The organism is Stenotrophomonas sp. CCNWLW162, from assembly GCF_037203745.1.
Lineage (GTDB): Bacteria > Pseudomonadota > Gammaproteobacteria > Xanthomonadales > Xanthomonadaceae > Stenotrophomonas > Stenotrophomonas maltophilia_AQ.
In genome coordinates this window covers 280-15,676 of sequence record NZ_JBBCBL010000005.1, presented here as the reverse complement: position 1 = coordinate 15,676, position 15,397 = coordinate 280, and the positions used below count along the sequence as shown (strand labels likewise).

At 67.9% G+C, this 15,397-nt stretch carries 12 protein-coding genes; 10 read left to right on the top strand and 2 right to left on the bottom strand.

Features of this window, described 5'->3' with window-relative positions; all coding sequences use genetic code 11:
* Positions 1-6 precede the first annotated feature (6 nt).
* Genes V9K93_RS15090 through V9K93_RS15080 form a run of 3 tightly spaced genes read left to right on the top strand, consistent with a single transcriptional unit; the run spans position 7 to position 8,493 of the window.
* Positions 7-6,714 (top strand): Hpt domain-containing protein, encoded by a 6,708-nt coding sequence (locus tag V9K93_RS15090; protein ID WP_337302808.1) that lies wholly within the window; start codon positions 7-9, stop codon positions 6,712-6,714.
* Positions 6,701-8,032, top strand: a complete 1,332-nt coding sequence (locus V9K93_RS15085; protein ID WP_337302807.1) for a chemotaxis protein CheB — start codon at positions 6,701-6,703, stop codon at positions 8,030-8,032. The genes V9K93_RS15090 and V9K93_RS15085 overlap by 14 nt, the downstream gene beginning before the upstream one ends.
* On the top strand, positions 8,029-8,493 hold the full coding sequence (locus tag V9K93_RS15080) for a chemotaxis protein CheW (RefSeq protein WP_046983706.1): 465 nt from the start codon (positions 8,029-8,031) through the stop codon (positions 8,491-8,493). The genes V9K93_RS15085 and V9K93_RS15080 overlap by 4 nt, the downstream gene beginning before the upstream one ends.
* A 107-nt stretch (positions 8,494-8,600) precedes the next feature.
* On the opposite strand, the gene V9K93_RS15075 is transcribed toward V9K93_RS15080, so the two are convergent.
* Together V9K93_RS15075 and bioA are read right to left on the bottom strand one after the other, a co-directional pair.
* Entirely contained in the window at positions 8,601-9,338 is a 738-nt protein-coding gene (locus tag V9K93_RS15075; RefSeq protein WP_253079654.1) for a 16S rRNA (uracil(1498)-N(3))-methyltransferase, read from the bottom strand.
* Positions 9,329-10,720, bottom strand: coding sequence for an adenosylmethionine--8-amino-7-oxononanoate transaminase (bioA, locus tag V9K93_RS15070; protein ID WP_337302806.1), 1,392 nt, complete (start codon positions 10,718-10,720; stop codon positions 9,329-9,331). Before bioA ends, V9K93_RS15075 begins: the two co-directional genes overlap by 10 nt.
* A gap of 77 nt (positions 10,721-10,797) precedes the next feature.
* On the opposite strand from bioA, the gene nudE reads away from it, so the two are divergent.
* The 7 genes from nudE (at position 10,798) to V9K93_RS15035 (ending at position 15,253) form a co-directional block, all read left to right on the top strand.
* Entirely contained in the window at positions 10,798-11,361 is a 564-nt protein-coding gene (gene nudE, locus V9K93_RS15065; RefSeq protein ID WP_012511871.1) for an ADP compounds hydrolase NudE, read from the top strand.
* The gene (gene cysQ / locus V9K93_RS15060; protein ID WP_046983703.1) at positions 11,358-12,161 is read left to right on the top strand and encodes a 3'(2'),5'-bisphosphate nucleotidase CysQ; all 804 of its coding nucleotides are present in this window, start codon (positions 11,358-11,360) and stop codon (positions 12,159-12,161) included. The genes nudE and cysQ overlap by 4 nt, the downstream gene beginning before the upstream one ends.
* A 13-nt stretch (positions 12,162-12,174) precedes the next feature.
* A complete protein-coding gene (gene mazG / locus V9K93_RS15055; protein WP_136639833.1) occupies positions 12,175-13,014 on the top strand; it encodes a nucleoside triphosphate pyrophosphohydrolase in 840 nt (279 codons plus the stop codon).
* Entirely contained in the window at positions 13,011-13,340 is a 330-nt protein-coding gene (locus V9K93_RS15050) for a YnfA family protein (protein WP_006385121.1), read from the top strand. The genes mazG and V9K93_RS15050 overlap by 4 nt, the downstream gene beginning before the upstream one ends.
* A gap of 147 nt (positions 13,341-13,487) precedes the next feature.
* Positions 13,488-13,790: an Mpo1-like protein gene (locus tag V9K93_RS15045; protein WP_046983712.1), complete on the top strand. Its 303-nt coding sequence runs from the start codon at positions 13,488-13,490 to the stop codon at positions 13,788-13,790.
* A gap of 67 nt (positions 13,791-13,857) precedes the next feature.
* Positions 13,858-14,817, top strand: a complete 960-nt coding sequence (locus tag V9K93_RS15040) for an SPFH domain-containing protein (protein ID WP_012511869.1) — start codon at positions 13,858-13,860, stop codon at positions 14,815-14,817.
* Position 14,818: 1 nt separating this feature from the next.
* Positions 14,819-15,253 carry an NfeD family protein gene (locus V9K93_RS15035; protein ID WP_295382125.1) on the top strand — a complete coding sequence of 145 codons (435 nt, stop codon included), beginning with the start codon at positions 14,819-14,821 and terminating at the stop codon, positions 15,251-15,253.
* The last annotated feature ends 144 nt before the right edge of the window (positions 15,254-15,397 follow it).

The window sequence follows — 15,397 nt, the reverse complement described above, 5'->3', positions numbered from 1 at the left end:
GCGTCCATGAGCAGTCTGCGCGATGCGATGAGCCACGCAGCGCTGGGCTGGGTCAAGCCGGAGCTGGACGAGACCCTGCGCCAGGTGCGCAACGAGGTTGAGTACTACGCGGAAGATCCCAGCGATGCCAGCCGCATGCGGATCTGCGCGGGCTACCTGCACCAGGTGCAGGGCACCCTGCGCATGGTCGAGCTGTATGCCCCGGCGATGGTGGCCGAGGAGCTGGAACAGCTGGCCAATGCCATCGGTATGGGCCGTGTGGCCGATCGTGATGAGTCCTGTGCAACCCTGATGCGCGGCAGCGTGCTGCTGCCCGATTACCTGGAGCGCCTGCAGAACGGTCATCGCGATATTCCGATCGTGCTGATGCCGCTGCTCAACGAAATCCGTTCCGCGCGTGGCGAAGAAGGCGTGCATGACAGCGTGCTGCTGGCATTCGCGCCGGACAGCGTCAGCGCCACAGAGGCCGAGCTGGACCATGCCCGTGGCAGCGTGAGCGGGCGCAATCGCGAGCTGCTGGATACGGTGGGCAGTGCGGTGAAGGAAGAACTGCTGCGCATCAAGGATGCGCTCGACCTGCACCTGCGTACCGGTGGTGCGCCGGAACAGCTGCAGACCCAGGCCAACGAGCTCGGCGCGGTGGCCGATACGCTGGGCATGATGGGCCTGGGCGTGGCCCGTGGCGTGGTCGTGCAGCAGCGCGATGCGCTGCGTGGGGTAGTCGAGGGTCGCCAGCAGATCGACGAGAACCTGCTGTTGGATATCGCTGGCGCACTGCTGTACGTGGACGCGTCGCTGGACGACCAGGTCGCCCATCTGGGCGCCGGCGGCAGTGGCGAAGATGACCCGAGCGCGGTCGAGAACCGGCGCACGGTGGAGGTGCTGGCGCATGAGGCCATCGCCAACTTCGCGGCGGCCCGTGAGCATTTCGTCGCCTTCATCGAAACCAGCTGGAACCACGCCGAGCTGCAGGACGTTCCGCGCCTGCTGGGTGATGTCTCCGGTGCGCTGCGCATGCTCGACCTGGGCACCGCCGCCGACTACCTGCGCGGCGTACAGCAGTACATCGAAGCCGAGCTGATCGGTCGCCAGCGCGTGCCCAGTGGTCGCCAGCTGGATACCCTGGCCGATGCCATGGCCAGCCTCGAGTATTACCTGGAGGCGCTGCGCGACCGTCGCCCCGGCCGCGAGGACATTCTCGAGATCACCCGCAGCAGCCTGGAAGCGCTGCGCTACTGGCCGCTGCCGGACCGCAATGCAGCGGCGCCTGCCGCAGGCGAGCCGGTGGTGTTCGCATCGCTGCTGGTCGAGCGCGAGCAAGTCGCGGTGGAGCCCGGCTCGCTGCAGCCGGAACCGATCGAGATCCCGGTGCAGCCGGCCGCGCCCGCCGCTGGCAACGTGCCGGTGCCGCTGCCGGACTTCACCTTCGATCCGACGCCGATGGCGCCGCAAGAAGTTGCCGACAACAGCCTGATGTTTGGCGAGCTGGGCTCTGCAGCAGTCACGGCTGCGGTCAACGTCGGCAGCGCCGGCGCGACGCCCTTGTCGCTTCATGACGGGGAGGATGCACCGCTGGTGTTCGCGGCCTCCAGTGCACCGGCACCCGAGGTTCCGCAGTGGGACCTGGCGCCGTTCCATCCGGATGCCGATCCGCTGGCGGCCGCCGATGACGAACGCAGCCCGACCTTCGCCAGCTTCGATCCGGTCGGCTTCGAACAGGCCGATGCCGGGCAGTTCGCTGCGCCGCAGTGGGCGTGGTCCGGGGCGCCGTCGCATGACCTGGCTGATGCCACGACGCTGACCGCTGATGACGGTGGCGATGTCGCGGTATCGATCGACACCGGTTTCGATGCTGCGCCGGTGTTCGACCCGGTCGCAGCCGAGCACGAGCCCGGGGCCTTGCCGGCCGATGATGTGGTGTTCCGCTTCGATGCCGATGCGCTGGACAATGCCGACGACGTGCTTTCGCTGCACGCGATGGAGACATTGTCGCTGGACGACGATGCCGACCCGCTGCCGTCGCTGGAGATTGTCGATGCCGGCCTGCCGATCCCGGCTGCCGACAGCCTGGATGCCGCCGATGGTGATGCCGTTGCCGATGACGTGCCGGCCTTGCGTGCCGATGACACGGTCGCTGCGGCGGAGTCACCGGCTCCTGCGGTGTCGGTGATCGACATCGATACCATCGCGCCAATCGATTTCAGCGAGGCCGATGCGCAGTTCTTCGCTGAACTGAGCGCAGCCGCCGCCGATTTCAATCCGCAGGCGGCAGCCACTCCCGCCGCTGCGGAAACGCCGGTCGTGGTCGCTGCCGACGCCGGCTTCGAGGCCGGCTTCGATGACGACGCGGAGAACATCGACGAGGACATCCGCGAGGTGTTCCTGGAAGAGTTCGACGACGAACTGGCCAACCTCGGTACGTTGCTGCCGGCATGGCGTATGCAACTGGACAACATGGACCGGTTGCGGCCGATTCGGCGCATCTTCCACACCCTGAAGGGCAGTGGTCGCCTGGTCGGTGCGCGCACGCTGGGTGAATTCGCGTGGAAGATCGAGGGCATGCTCAATCGCGTGCTGGACGGTAGCCGCGCGGCCTCGCCGGCGGTGCTGGCGATGGTCGACAACGCCCACGCCGCGCTGCCACAGCTGAACGCGGCGCTGCGCAACGGCCAGCGGATCAGTGTCGACCTGCAGGCGATGCAGGCCATCGCCGACCGCGTTGGCGCCGGCGAGGAAACCTTCTACGTACCTCTGCCGGTCGCCGCTGCACCGGCAGTGCCGCAGCCTGCGGCCGAAGGCGAAGACGAGATCAGCCGCATCCTTGAGGCTGAAGCGGTCGCATCGACGCAGGCCGACGCTGGCACGGTGGTTGAAGCGGACGGCACGCCGGCCAACATCGACAGCGTGCTGCGCGAGATCCTCGAGGCCGAGGTGGAAGTCCACCAGGCGACCCTGCAGGACTGGCTGCGCTCGGCGCAGCAGGCACCGCAGCCGGTCAGCGATGCACTGCTGCGCGCGGTGCACACCATGAACGGTGCCTTCGCGATGACCGAGGTGCCGGAGATCACCGCCGTCACCGGCGGCGCTGAGTCCTACATCAAGCGTGCACTGGCCGCGGACGTGGTGCCAGGTGAAGAAGGCCTGGCCGCACTGGATGCGACCGCGCAGGCGATCACTGCGACCATGGACGCGCTGCAGGCCGAACAGCCGCGCATCGCATCGCAGGACGCGCTGGTGCAGCGTTTGCAGGCGCTCGCCGGCGAGCTGCCGGAAGCACGCTGGCCGATGGCCGGGCTGGAGGACGACGACGATGACCTCGCGCTGGACACCGAATTGGAGCCCCGGGCCGAGGCACCGCAGCTGGCGCTGGCCGCAGAAGATGACGCCGAAGTGCCGGCAGCTCTCGAAGCGCCACCCGCGCAGGTGCTGGAACCGGTTCCGGACGATGTAGAAACGGCGGCGGCCCTCGACACCGCCGACAGCGGGCTGGACGTTGCGGAGCTGACCGCCAGCGACGATCTTTCGCGCTACTTCGATGCGGGATGGCCGTCGGTGCCGGGCGAAGGTGAGCCCGCCGTGGTCGCACAGGAAGGACTTGAATCGGTCCAGGTGGACGCGACCGCGCCACTCCCTGCCGCGGAGGAAGCGGACGCGGAACCGGCATCGTCCCTGGCCGACGGCGCTGATCTGACCGTGGCAGATGATCTGTCGCCGTACCTCGATGCCAGCGCGCTGCCGGTCGATGACCGCGACGCGGATGAACTGCCTGCGGCTGCAGAAGATGACGTAATCGACCTGAATACGCTGCAGTCCTCCGATCTGGACGCCGCCGACGGCAACGGCTTCGATGATGCTGCTGCACTGCCACTCGACAGCGAGCTGTCGAGCCTGCAGGATGAAATGGCTGCGCCGGGTTTTGCAGAACCGGTCACGCTGGCAGCCGCGCTCGAGGCCGGCCTGCACGTGATCGACGAAGAGCAGACCTTGGACGACGACGGGCAATGGCCCGTGCTCGGCCTCCAGGCCAGCGAACTCGCGCCGGGCGAGGCGGAAGCCTTTGCCGAGGATGCGGACGTCGGCGGGGAGGCGGCGGTCGGTGAAGGAGAGAGCGCCGATCAGCCGTCCCCGGCGACGGTGAATGAGGAGACCACTGCAGAAGCACCGCAGGCCACCGATGAGCCGGTGCGCTTCTTCGAACTCGAAGATGCACCGGGTCAAGGGACGTTGCATGCCGAAGCCGCCGAAGTCGCCGAAGTCGCCGAAGTCGCCGAAGTCGCCGAAGTCGCCGAAGCCAGCTCCCCGGCCATCGACGCATTGCCGGCCGCTGCAGCCGAAGAAGAAGCCGAAGACAGTGCAGACACACTCGACTTCAGCGTGTACGACCGCGAGCTGGTCGACATCTTCGTCGAGGAAGGCAAGGACCTGCTCGATCACTGCGATGGCCTGATCAGCGAACTGCGCGATGCACCACAGGACCGCGAGGCGCTGTCCGGCCTGCAGCGCGACCTGCACACCCTCAAGGGTGGCGCACGCATGGCCGGCATCAATGCCATCGGCGACCTTGGTCACAGCATCGAATCGCTGCTGGAAGCTGTCGCCGCCGGCCGCACCGAGATCGAGCGCCGCGATGTGCAGCTGCTGGAGCGTGGCTTCGACCGCCTGCACCAGCTGCTGACCCGCACCGGTGATCATCGCGTGGTGGAACCGGCGCAGGACCTGGTAGATGCGTTCGAAGTGCGTACCACCACCGATATTGCAGCGGCAGCGGCAACCAACGTGGCGAGCGTCGCAGAAACCGCTTCGGCACCGGTCGCCAGTCCGGCTCCGGCACTGCTCGATGCGCCGTTGTCGGCGCCGTTGCCGGCCGAAGGCGTGGTCGACGAAGATCCGCTGGCGCGTCCGCAGCAGGAACAGGTGCGCGTGCGCGCCGACCTGCTCGACCGCCTGGTCAACCACGCCGGTGAAGTGGCGATCTACCGCTCGCGGCTGGAGCAGCAGCTGGGTGCTTTCCGAGGCGCGATGGGCGAACTGGAGCGCACCAATGCGCGTCTTCGCGATCAGCTGCGCCGCCTCGATCTGGAAACCGAGGCGCAGATCGTCGCCCGCTACCAGCGCGAGCAGGACCAGGCCGACCAGAAGTTCGACCCGCTGGAGCTGGACCGCTTCTCCACTCTGCAGCAGCTCAGCCGCGCGCTGAACGAATCGGCGGCCGACCTTGGCGGCCTGCAGGGCGTGCTCGACGATCTGTCACGCCAGTACGATTCGCTGCTGCAGCAGCAGTCGCGCGTTAGTTCGGAACTTCAGGACGGTCTGATGCGCGCGCGCATGGTGCCGTTCGATGGCCTGGTGCCGCGTCTGCGCCGTGTGGTCCGGCAGGCCGGCATGGATACCGGCAAGCAGGTCCATCTGACCCTGGAAGGTACCCACGGCGAACTCGATCGCAACGTGCTCGACCGCATGGTCGCGCCGCTGGAACACATGCTGCGCAATTCCGTGGCCCATGGCCTGGAGGCGCCGGAGCAGCGCCGCGCCGCCGGCAAGCCGGAGGAGGGCGAGATCGCCATCCGCCTGCACCGCGAAGGCTCGGAAATCGTGCTGGACGTGGCCGATGACGGCGCTGGCCTGGACCGCGAAGCGATCCGCCGCCGTGCCCTCGACCGTGGCCTGCTGGCTGCCGATGCGCAGCCGAGCGAGCAGGAGCTGGACAACCTGATCTTCGCTTCCGGTTTCACCACTGCCGACCAGGTCAGCCAGTTGGCTGGCCGCGGCGTGGGCATGGACGTGGTGCGCAACGAAGTGCGCCAGCTGGGCGGCTCGGTCGACATCCAGTCGGTGCGTGGCCAGGGCGTGCGCTTCACCCTTCGCCTGCCGCAGACACTGGCGGTCACCCAGGCAGTGTTCGTGCAGATCGGCGAAACCACTTTCGCGGTACCGGTGGCCTCGGTCAGTGGTATCGGCCGCCTGTCGCGTGAGCGTTTCGAAGCCGCCGACAGCAGCTACCGCTACAGCGGCGAAGACTACCCGCTGTACGATCTCGGCAGCCTGGTCGGACAGGCCCCGGCGCGTGCCGATGGCCAGCACCAGGTGCCGTTGCTGCTGGTCCGCGCCGGCGACCTGCGCGCCGCCGTGGCGATCGACCAGGTACTGGGCAACCGCGAAATCGTGGTCAAGCCGGTCGGCCTGCAGATCGCCTCGGTGCCCGGTATCTACGGTGCCACCATTACCGGCGATGGCCGCGTGGTGGTGATCCTGGACGTGGCGCCGCTGGTGCGCCGCTTCCTCGCCAATCCGACGCTGCCGGTACTGGCCAATGCGCCACGGCAGGAGCGCCAGGTGCCGCTGGTGATGGTGGTCGACGACTCGCTGACCATGCGCAAGGTCACCGGCCGCATCCTCGAGCGCCACAACTTCGAGGTCAGCGTCGCCCGCGATGGCGTGGAAGCGCTGGAGCGCCTGGAAGAGCGCGTGCCGGACCTGATGCTGTTGGATATCGAGATGCCGCGCATGGATGGCTACGAGCTGGCCACCGCGATGCGTGCCGACCCGCGCTACAAGGACGTGCCGATCGTGATGATCACTTCGCGCAGTGGTGACAAGCACCGCCAGCGCGCCTTCGAGATCGGTGTCCAGCGTTACCTGGGCAAGCCGTACCAGGAACTGGACCTGATGCGTAACGTGTACGACCTGCTGGGGATCGCCCGTGTCCGTGAGTGAAACCCAAGCGGCTCCAGCCGTGGCCCTGCTGGCCCGCCCCGGCGCGGCGCGTGAGCGCCTGCGTGAGGCGTTGTCGCACGCCGATGTGCAGCTGGTGCTGGAAGACGACCCGAACAGCCTGGAGCCGCAGGTCCTGCAGCAGGCGCGGCCGCAGTTCGTGGTGATTGCTCTGGAGGCGGCCATCGAGGACGCGCTGGAACGGCTGGACGCCGTGCTGTCCGCACCGGGCCTGACCCTGGTGTTCGACGAGGCCGAACTGGCCGCGCGCCGCGATGGCTGGGAAGCCCAGCGCTGGGGCCGACATCTGGCTGCGAAGCTGCACGGCCACCAGCAGGTGTTGCCGCCGGGTGCCGAGGATGAACCCAGCCTGCAGCTGGAGCCGGGCCATCCGGCACCGCCGCCCGCGCCACGTGAAGAAGCACTGCAGCCGCACCTGGACCAGGCGTTGAGCTGGGCCGACGACGTCCCGGCCGACGGCCTGTATTCGCCCCCGGCTCACCTGCATGAACCGATCGCGCTGGAGCAGGCACTGGCCGCGCTGCAGCCGGTCGTGCCGGAGCCACTGGAGGCACCGCCGTTGCTGCCAGCGATGGCAGAGCCTGCCGCAGCCGCACCGCCGGTGTCCTTCGACCACACCGCGTGGTCGCTGGTCGATGACGTGGTGGATGCACCGGCTGCAGTCGGCATCGCTGCGGTCGAGGCGGCACCGCCCTCGTTCGATACCGATCACCTGAGCCTGGTCGATCTGGACGCTGCAGCGCCGGTTGGCGCGCAGGCCGGATCCCTGCTGGTGCTGGCCGGCATTGGCGGCCCGGATGCGCTGCGACGCCTGCTCGGTGCGCTGCCGGCGTCGCTGGCCGTGCCGGTGCTGGTGCACATGCGCCTGGATGGTGGCCGTTACGGCAACCTGGTCAAGCAGATGGCACGGGTGTCGCCGTTGCCGGTGCAGCTGGCCGAAGCCGGCCAACGTGCGGCAGCGGGCGAAGTGCATGTGCTGGCCGATGACATCGGCGTGCAGGTGGCCGCTGATGGCCTGCATTTCATCAGCGACGCACAGGGCATTTCGATTGCCGCGCTACCGGCGGAACACACGGCACTGGCGCTGCTCAGCGGGGCCGACCTGGGCCACGTCGGACCGGCGCTGGACCTGGCTGCCGCCGGCGCCTGGGTGGCCGGGCAGGTGGGCGAGGGCTGCTATGACCCGGCCGCAGCCACCGCTGTGGTTGCCGCCGGCATGGTGGCGGGGGAGCCGCAGGAACTGGCACAGGCGATTGCCGCACGCTGGGGCGTGGATGACGACAACGGAGAGGCACCATGAGCTACGCCAGCAATGACGAGATCCGCGGCGTCCTGATCCAGGCAGGCAACGCGCGCGTATTGCTGCCCAATGCCACCGTGGCTGAAATGATGTCGCGCGTGCCGGTGCAGCCGGTCTCCGATGCGCCCCGCTGGCTGGTCGGCGAGATCGGCTGGCATGGCTGGCAGGTGCCGCTGGTGTCGTTCGCACGTCTTTCGGGACTGGGCGAAGAAGCCGTGGGCGGCCACAACAAAGTGGTGGTGCTGAAGGCCCTCAGCGGCAACGCGCAGCGTCCGTACTACGCGCTGCTGACGCAGAACTTCCCGCAGCTGATCTCGGTGCCGCGCGACGGCCTGCTGGCCGATGCCTCGGAGGAAACCCTGCCGGACATCGTGCACATGCGCGTGCTGCTGGGCGAGCAGAGCGCGCTGCTGCCGAACCTGGACGCGCTGGAAGCCGCGCTGGATTCGCTGGCCGTTTGATCGGGAATCCGCCGGGCATTTCGAATTCCTGGTAGTGCCGGCCGCTGGCCGGCAACCTCATGATCCGGTGGATGCCGGCCAGCGGCCGGCACTACCACGAATCAGCCTTACCCCAGATCGCCCAACCGCGCCTGCAGCGCCGCGATCGCGGCCAGCCCGGCGGTCTCGGTGCGCAGGATGCGCGGACCCAGCTGCAGGCCCTGGAAGCCAGCGGCCGCCAGTTGGTCCCGGTCGCGTGGCGACCACCCTCCTTCCGGACCGATTGCAATCACGATGCCCCCGGCAGGTGCGGCGTCCATCGTCGACAGCCGGTGCGCACCCTGCGGATCCAGGGTCAACCGAAGCGTATCCACCGGCAGTGCCGCTGCCGCCCGCGCAAGCGACAACGGTGAACCCACCTGTGGAATGCGCGCGCGCCCGGACTGGCCGCAGGCCGAGGTCACCACGTTGTTCCAGTGCGCCACGCGCTTCTCGGCGCGTGCGGCGTCGAGCTTCACCTCGGTACGTTCGGCATTGACCGGAATGATCGCCGCCACGCCCAGCTCAGTGGCCTTCTGCAGGATCAGGTCCATCTTCTCGCCACGGGCAATGCCCTGCAGCAGGGTGATCGCCAGCGGCGACTCATTGTTGATGGCCTGCACGGCGTCGATGCGGACCTGCACCTCGCGCTTGCCGGCCACGGTCAGCGTCGCGCTGTAGTCGTGGCCATCGCCGTTGAACAGCACGCAGGTATCACCTTCGCGCAGGCGCATCACCCGTACCAGGTGGTTGGCCGTCTCTTCCGGCAGGGTCACGGTCTGGCCGCTGTGCAGCGCCAGATCGATGGGGCAGCGGGTCACGCGCATGCAATTGCCTCGTCGATGGCTGCCAGCGTGGTATGTGCCAGCAGTTCCAGTTGTTCATCGTCCACGCAGTACGGTGGCATCCAATACAGCACATCGCCCAGCGGGCGCAGTACCACGCCGCGTTTGAGCGCGGCCTTGTAGGCGTGCAGGCCCAGCCGCAGTGACGGGTCGAACGGTGTGCGCCTGTTGCCGTCGCGCGACAACTCGAAGGCCACCACCATGCCGGCCTGGCGTACATCGGCCACGTGCGGATGGTCGGCGAACGGCGCGGCGAGGGTCCCCATCACCGAAGCGATGCCGCGGTTGCGTGCGACCACATCGTCGTCGCGGAAGATGTCCAGCGTCGCCAACGCCGCCGCGCAGGCCAGCGGATTGCCGGTGTAGCTGTGCGAATGCAGGAACGCGCGCTCGCGGGAGTCATCGAGGAACGCGTCGTACAGTGCCTGCGTGGCGAGCACGGCGGCCAGTGGCAGGAAGCCGCCGGTCAGTCCCTTGGACAGGCACATCAGGTCCGGCATCACCCCGGCCTGGTCGCAGGCGAACATCGTGCCGGTGCGGCCAAAGCCTGCGGCGATTTCGTCGGCGATCATGAACGCACCGTGCGCATCGCACAGTTCGCGCACGCGCTGCAGGTACACCGGGTCGTGCATCCGCATGCCTCCTGCGCACTGCAGGCGCGGTTCCAGGATCACCGCGCAGATCTCGCCCGGGTGCTGGTCGAACAGCGTGGCCAGTCCATCCGCCGCCTGCCGCGCGCGATCTGCCGCACTCTGGCCAGGCTCGGCCAGGTAGGCGTCGGGCGAGGGCGCGAACAGGCCTTCGGCCAGCAGCGGCGCATAGACACGGCGGTACAGCGGGATGTCGCCCAGCGCCAGCGCGCCCAGGGTCTCGCCGTGGTAGCCGTTCTCCAGCGCGATGAAGCGCGTGCGGCGCGGCTCTCCGCGGTTCTGGAAATAGTGGAACGCCATCTTCAGCGCCACTTCCACGCCAGCTGAACCGTTGTCGGCATAGAACACCTTGGCCAGCGGTTCGCGGCCGGGCTGCCGTGGTGCCAGCGCCAGCAGGCGTTCAGCCAAGGTGATCGCCGGCTCGTGGCCGAAGCCGGCCAGCATCACCTGTTCCAGCTGCCCGGCTTGGGCGGCGATGGCGCCGCCGATGCGCGGCTCGGCATGGCCGAACAGGTTGGTCCACCAGCTGCTGACCGCGTCCAGGTAGCGGTTGCCGTCGTGGTCGAACAACCAGGCGCCCTGGCCGCGTGCGATCGGGACCAGTGGCAGGGTGTGCGGATGCTCGCGCATCTGCGTGCACGGGTGCCACAGCACCTTCAGGTCGCGTTGCCGCCAGTGCTCGACCAGCGGGGAGGGGGTTGGGTCTGCTAGCATTTCGGGCTCATGAACATGTTGCTGCCTGCACATTCTATCGGCCCCGGCGCAGACGCCGGCCGCCGCGGAGATTCCGCATGAACGATGACCGTGGCGGCCGTCGCTTGCCGATCATCCATCGGATCACCGATGAAGAGAACGGTCCCTTCCAGCGCCAGCACCTGGACCTGGAGTTCTCCAACGGTGAACGCCGCCGCTTCGAGCGCCTGGTCAGCCGGGGCCACGGCGCGGTGGTGGTGGTGCCGATGCTTGATGACGAGACCGTGCTGCTGGTACGTGAATACGCTGCCGGCATGCACCGCTACGAACTGGGGCTGGTCAAGGGCCGGATCGATGCCGGCGAGACCCCCGAGCAGGCCGCGGACCGTGAACTGAAGGAAGAGGCCGGTTATGGTGCGCGCCGGGTAGACGTGCTGCGCGCGATGACCCTGGCCCCGACCTACATGAGCCATCAGTCGTGGCTGGTGGTGGCGCGCGACCTGTACCCGGAAAAGCTGGCCGGCGATGAGCCGGAAGAGCTGGAAGTGGTGCCGTGGAAGCTGGCCGAGCTGGACCAGCTGATGCTGCGCGAGGACTTCTCCGAGGGGCGCTCGCTGGCGGCGCTGTTCATCGCCCGGCAGTGGCTGCAGGGAACGCGATGATCAAACTGACCACGGACCTGCGCGAGACCGCCATCGCCATCGCCCAGGAAGCCGGACAGGCCATCATGCAGGTGTATGCCGATGGCTTCGACGTGCAGCTCAAGGACGACGACAGCCCGGTCACCAGTGCCGACCTGGCGGCCAACCAGGTCATCGAGCAGGGCCTGCAGCAGCTGACCCCGGATCTGCCGATCCTGTCCGAGGAGTCGGCGCAGGTGGGCTGGGAGCAGCGCCGCCACTGGGGTGCCTACTGGCTGGTCGACCCGCTCGACGGCACCCGCGAGTTCGTCAAGCGCAATGGCGAGTTCAGCGTCAACATCGCATTGATCTACCAGGGCGCGCCGGCCTTCGGCGTGGTGCTGGCGCCGGTCACCGGCATCGTCTGGCATGCCATGCGTGGTGAGCTGGCGTACCGTCGCCAGGGCCTGCATGACACTGTGCTGCGTACCCGCACGCCGGCCACCGCACCGCTGCGGGTGGCCGCCAGCCGCTCCCACCGCTCGCCGGAAACCGAAGCGCTGCTGGCGCGGATGGGTCGCATCGAAACCATCGCTCAGGGCTCATCGCTGAAGTTCTGCCGGATCGCCGAAGGCGGCCTGGATGTCTACCCTCGGCTGGGCCCGACCTCCGAATGGGACACCGCCGCCGGCCAGTGCGTGCTGCACGCTGCCGGTGGCGCGGTGCTGTCGGCGGCGACCGGCAAGCCGTTCCGCTACAACCGCCGCGAGACCCTGTTGAACGGCGATTTCATTGCCCTTGGTGACACCAGCCTGCCCTGGCGCGACTGGTTGTCCGATTGACCCTGGAGACCGCATGAGCGCGCACGACACCCCCACCACCGACAGTGCCGCCAGCAACGAATTGGAACGCCTGCTGTCGATCATGGCGCGCCTGCGCGATCCGCAGGATGGCTGCCCCTGGGACCTGGAGCAGAACTTCGCGACCATCGCCCCGTACACCATCGAGGAAGCCTACGAGGTGGCCGATGCCATCGATCGGGGCGACCTCGATGATCTCTGCGATGAGCTGGGCGACCTTCTGCTGCAGGTGGTGTTCCATGCGCGCATGGCCGAGGAGCAGGGTGCCTTCGCCTTCGCTGAGGTCGCACGCGCGATCAGCGACAAGATGCAGCGCCGCCACCCGCACGTGTTCGCCGATGTCAGCGTCGATGACGCCGACGGGGTGACGCGCAACTGGGATGCGATCAAGCGTGCCGAGCGAGTCGCCAAGGGCGAGCAGGACACCTCCGCATTGGCCGGCATCTCACGTGGCCTGCCCGAATGGCAGCGGGCGGTGAAGCTGCAGTCGCGTGCGGCCAAGGTCGGTTTCGACTGGCCGGGCCCGCTGCCGGTGCTGGACAAGGCAGCCGAGGAACTGCAGGAACTGCGCGAGGAGTTCGAGCGCGGCGATATCGCCGGCAACAAGGCGCGCCTGCAGGAAGAGCTGGGCGACCTGCTGTTCGTCTGCGCCAACCTGGCACGCCATGCCGATATCGATCTGGGCGCGGCACTGCGCGGGGCCAACCACAAGTTCGAACGTCGCTTCCGTGCGATGGAGGCACAGGCCGAAGTGCAGGGGGAAGCGCTGTCCGCGCTGGACCTGGATGCGCAGGAAGCACTGTGGCAGCACGCCAAGGCGGCGGAGAAGGCGTGAAGACGCTCGCGCTGTTCCTGCTGACCGCGCTGGCCGAAATCGTTGGCTGCTACCTGCCGTGGTTGTGGCTGCGCAAGGGCGGCAGCATCTGGTTGCTGCTGCCGGCGGCAGCCAGTCTGGCCCTGTTCGCGTGGCTGTTGACCCTGCATCCAACCGCCAGTGGCCGCGTCTATGCCGCTTACGGTGGCGTCTATATCGGCACTGCGCTGTTCTGGCTGTGGCTGGTCGATGGCATCCGTCCCAGCCGCTGGGACCTGCTCGGTGCAGCCCTGTGCCTGGCCGGCATGGCGGTGATCATGTTCGGACCGCGCGCGCCTTCGGTGTAGAGTCGAGGCATGCTCGACTGCTTCTGCCAGGATCCGTCGAGCCGAGGCAGCCGAGCATGGCTCGGCTCTACAAGGGCAAGGATGCTCGCGCAGCGCTGCCTCCCCGGAAGGTGCATGATGCAGCCAGTAACAGCCCGGAGCATGCGCATGTCCCGCTTCGCCAGCTTCCGTGAGTTCTATCCGTTCTACCTCAGCGAGCACCGCCACCCGGTGTCGCGCCGGCTGCATTTCATCGGCAGTTGCGGAGTCCTGCTGCTGGTCGCAGCCGCGATCCTGCGCGGCCAGCCGCTGCTCCTTCTCGGCGCCCTGTTCTGCGGTTATGGATTCGCCTGGGTCGGCCATTTCTTCTTCGAGAAGAACCGCCCTGCCACCTTCCAGCATCCGCTGTACTCGTTCATGGGCGACTGGGTGATGTTCGCCGACATCCTGCGCGGGCGCGTGCGCTGGTAGCCCCGGCTGTGAATGTCGCCTTCACGCGCTATGCTGGGGCCTGGACGTCATAGATAAGGAAAGCAAGATGTTCCCGACCATGTTCTTTACCGTGGTACTGGCCTTCGTGGCCGTGGTGATCCTGTTCAAGGCGGTACGGATGGTGCCCCAGGGCTACGAGTGGACCGTCGAGCGCTTCGGGCGCTACACGCACACCATGACCCCAGGCCTGCATTTCCTGATTCCGATCGTGTACGGGGTGGGGCGCAAGGTGAACATGATGGAGCAGGTGCTGGATGTGCCCAGCCAGGAAGTGATCACCAAGGACAACGCCGCCGTGCGCGTGGACGGCGTGGTGTTCTTCCAGGTACTCGATGCGGCCAAGGCCGCCTATGAAGTGGCCAATCTGGAAGTGGCGATGATCGCCCTGGTGCAGACCAATATTCGTACCGTGATCGGTTCGATGGACCTGGATGAATCACTGAGCCAGCGCGAAGTGATCAATGCGCAGCTGCTGAGCGTGGTCGACCATGCCACCAACCCGTGGGGCGTGAAGGTCAACCGCATCGAGATCCGCGACATCCAGCCGCCGCGCGACCTGCTGGATGCGATGGCGCGGCAGATGAAGGCCGAGCGCGAGAAGCGCGCGCAGATCCTTGAGGCAGAGGGTTCAAGGCAGTCGGAGATCCTGCGCGCCGAAGGCGAGAAGCAAGCCACGGTGCTGGAGGCCGAAGGCCGCCGTGAGGCGGCGTTCCGCGATGCCGAGGCCCGCGAGCGCCTGGCCGAGGCCGAGGCCATGGCGACCAGGGTGGTGTCGGTTGCGATTGCCGAGGGTGACGTGCAGGCGATCAACTACTTCGTCGCCCAGAAGTACGTGGAAGCCTTCAAGGAACTGGCCAGTTCGCCGAACCAGAAGCTGGTGCTGATGCCGATGGAGGCCAGCGGGGTGATTGGTTCGATTGCCGGCGTGGCTGAGCTGGCCAAGCAGGCGCTGGCCGACCAGGACAGCAAGGCCGCCAGCAAGCGGCCACCACCGATCGGAGGCTGACATGCGCTGGGAAGTCGTAGGCTGGGGCGCGTTGGCACTGCTGCTGTTCGCGGCCGAAGCGCTGGCACCGGGGGCGTTCATGCTGTGGATCGGCATCGGCGCGGCGGCGGTGTTCGTGCTGGTGGCGGTGTTCGGCGATATCCCGCTGCTGTGGCAGGTGGTTGCCTTCGTGCTGTTGAGTGTTGTCTCGATCCAATGCTACCGGCGCTGGGGGCGGCCCCGCGCCCGGCCCAGCGATGCGCCGCTGCTCAACCGCCGCGCCGAGCAGCTGGTCGGTCGGAAGGTGGTACTGCAGCAGGGCATCGTCGGTGGCCAGGGACGGGTCAGCATTGACGATGCGTCCTGGCAGGTGAGTGGTCCGGAACTGCCTGCGGGTACGTGGGTGCGGGTGGTGGCGGTGCAGGGCAGCACGCTGCTGGTCGAAGCGGTGGCCTAGGGGTTCCCAGCCAACGGCGGAGCCCCTCGTGGGTGGTCGCGGAAGGCGGTTCATGTGTTTGGGTCGGGGGGGGGGGGGGGGGGGGGGGGGGGGGGGCCCCCCCCCCCCCCGCGGGGGGGGGGGGGGCCCCCCCCACCCCCCCCC

What these genes read in the sequence shown, in the direction of transcription:
- V9K93_RS15035 (WP_295382125.1), top strand. Translation starts at nt 14,819, where the DNA reads ATGCGCTGGGAAGTCGTAGGCTGGGGCGCGTTGGCACTGCTGCTGTTC.
- V9K93_RS15045 (WP_046983712.1), top strand. Translation starts at nt 13,488, where the DNA reads ATGTCCCGCTTCGCCAGCTTCCGTGAGTTCTATCCGTTCTACCTCAGC.
- mazG (WP_136639833.1), top strand. Translation starts at nt 12,175, where the DNA reads ATGAGCGCGCACGACACCCCCACCACCGACAGTGCCGCCAGCAACGAA.
- cysQ (WP_046983703.1), top strand. Translation starts at nt 11,358, where the DNA reads ATGATCAAACTGACCACGGACCTGCGCGAGACCGCCATCGCCATCGCC.
- nudE (WP_012511871.1), top strand. Translation starts at nt 10,798, where the DNA reads ATGAACGATGACCGTGGCGGCCGTCGCTTGCCGATCATCCATCGGATC.
- V9K93_RS15040 (WP_012511869.1), top strand. Translation starts at nt 13,858, where the DNA reads ATGTTCCCGACCATGTTCTTTACCGTGGTACTGGCCTTCGTGGCCGTG.
- V9K93_RS15080 (WP_046983706.1), top strand. Translation starts at nt 8,029, where the DNA reads ATGAGCTACGCCAGCAATGACGAGATCCGCGGCGTCCTGATCCAGGCA.
- bioA (WP_337302806.1), bottom strand. Translation starts at nt 10,720, where the DNA reads ATGCTAGCAGACCCAACCCCCTCCCCGCTGGTCGAGCACTGGCGGCAA.
- V9K93_RS15075 (WP_253079654.1), bottom strand. Translation starts at nt 9,338, where the DNA reads ATGCGCGTGACCCGCTGCCCCATCGATCTGGCGCTGCACAGCGGCCAG.
- V9K93_RS15090 (WP_337302808.1), top strand. Translation starts at nt 7, where the DNA reads ATGAGCAGTCTGCGCGATGCGATGAGCCACGCAGCGCTGGGCTGGGTC.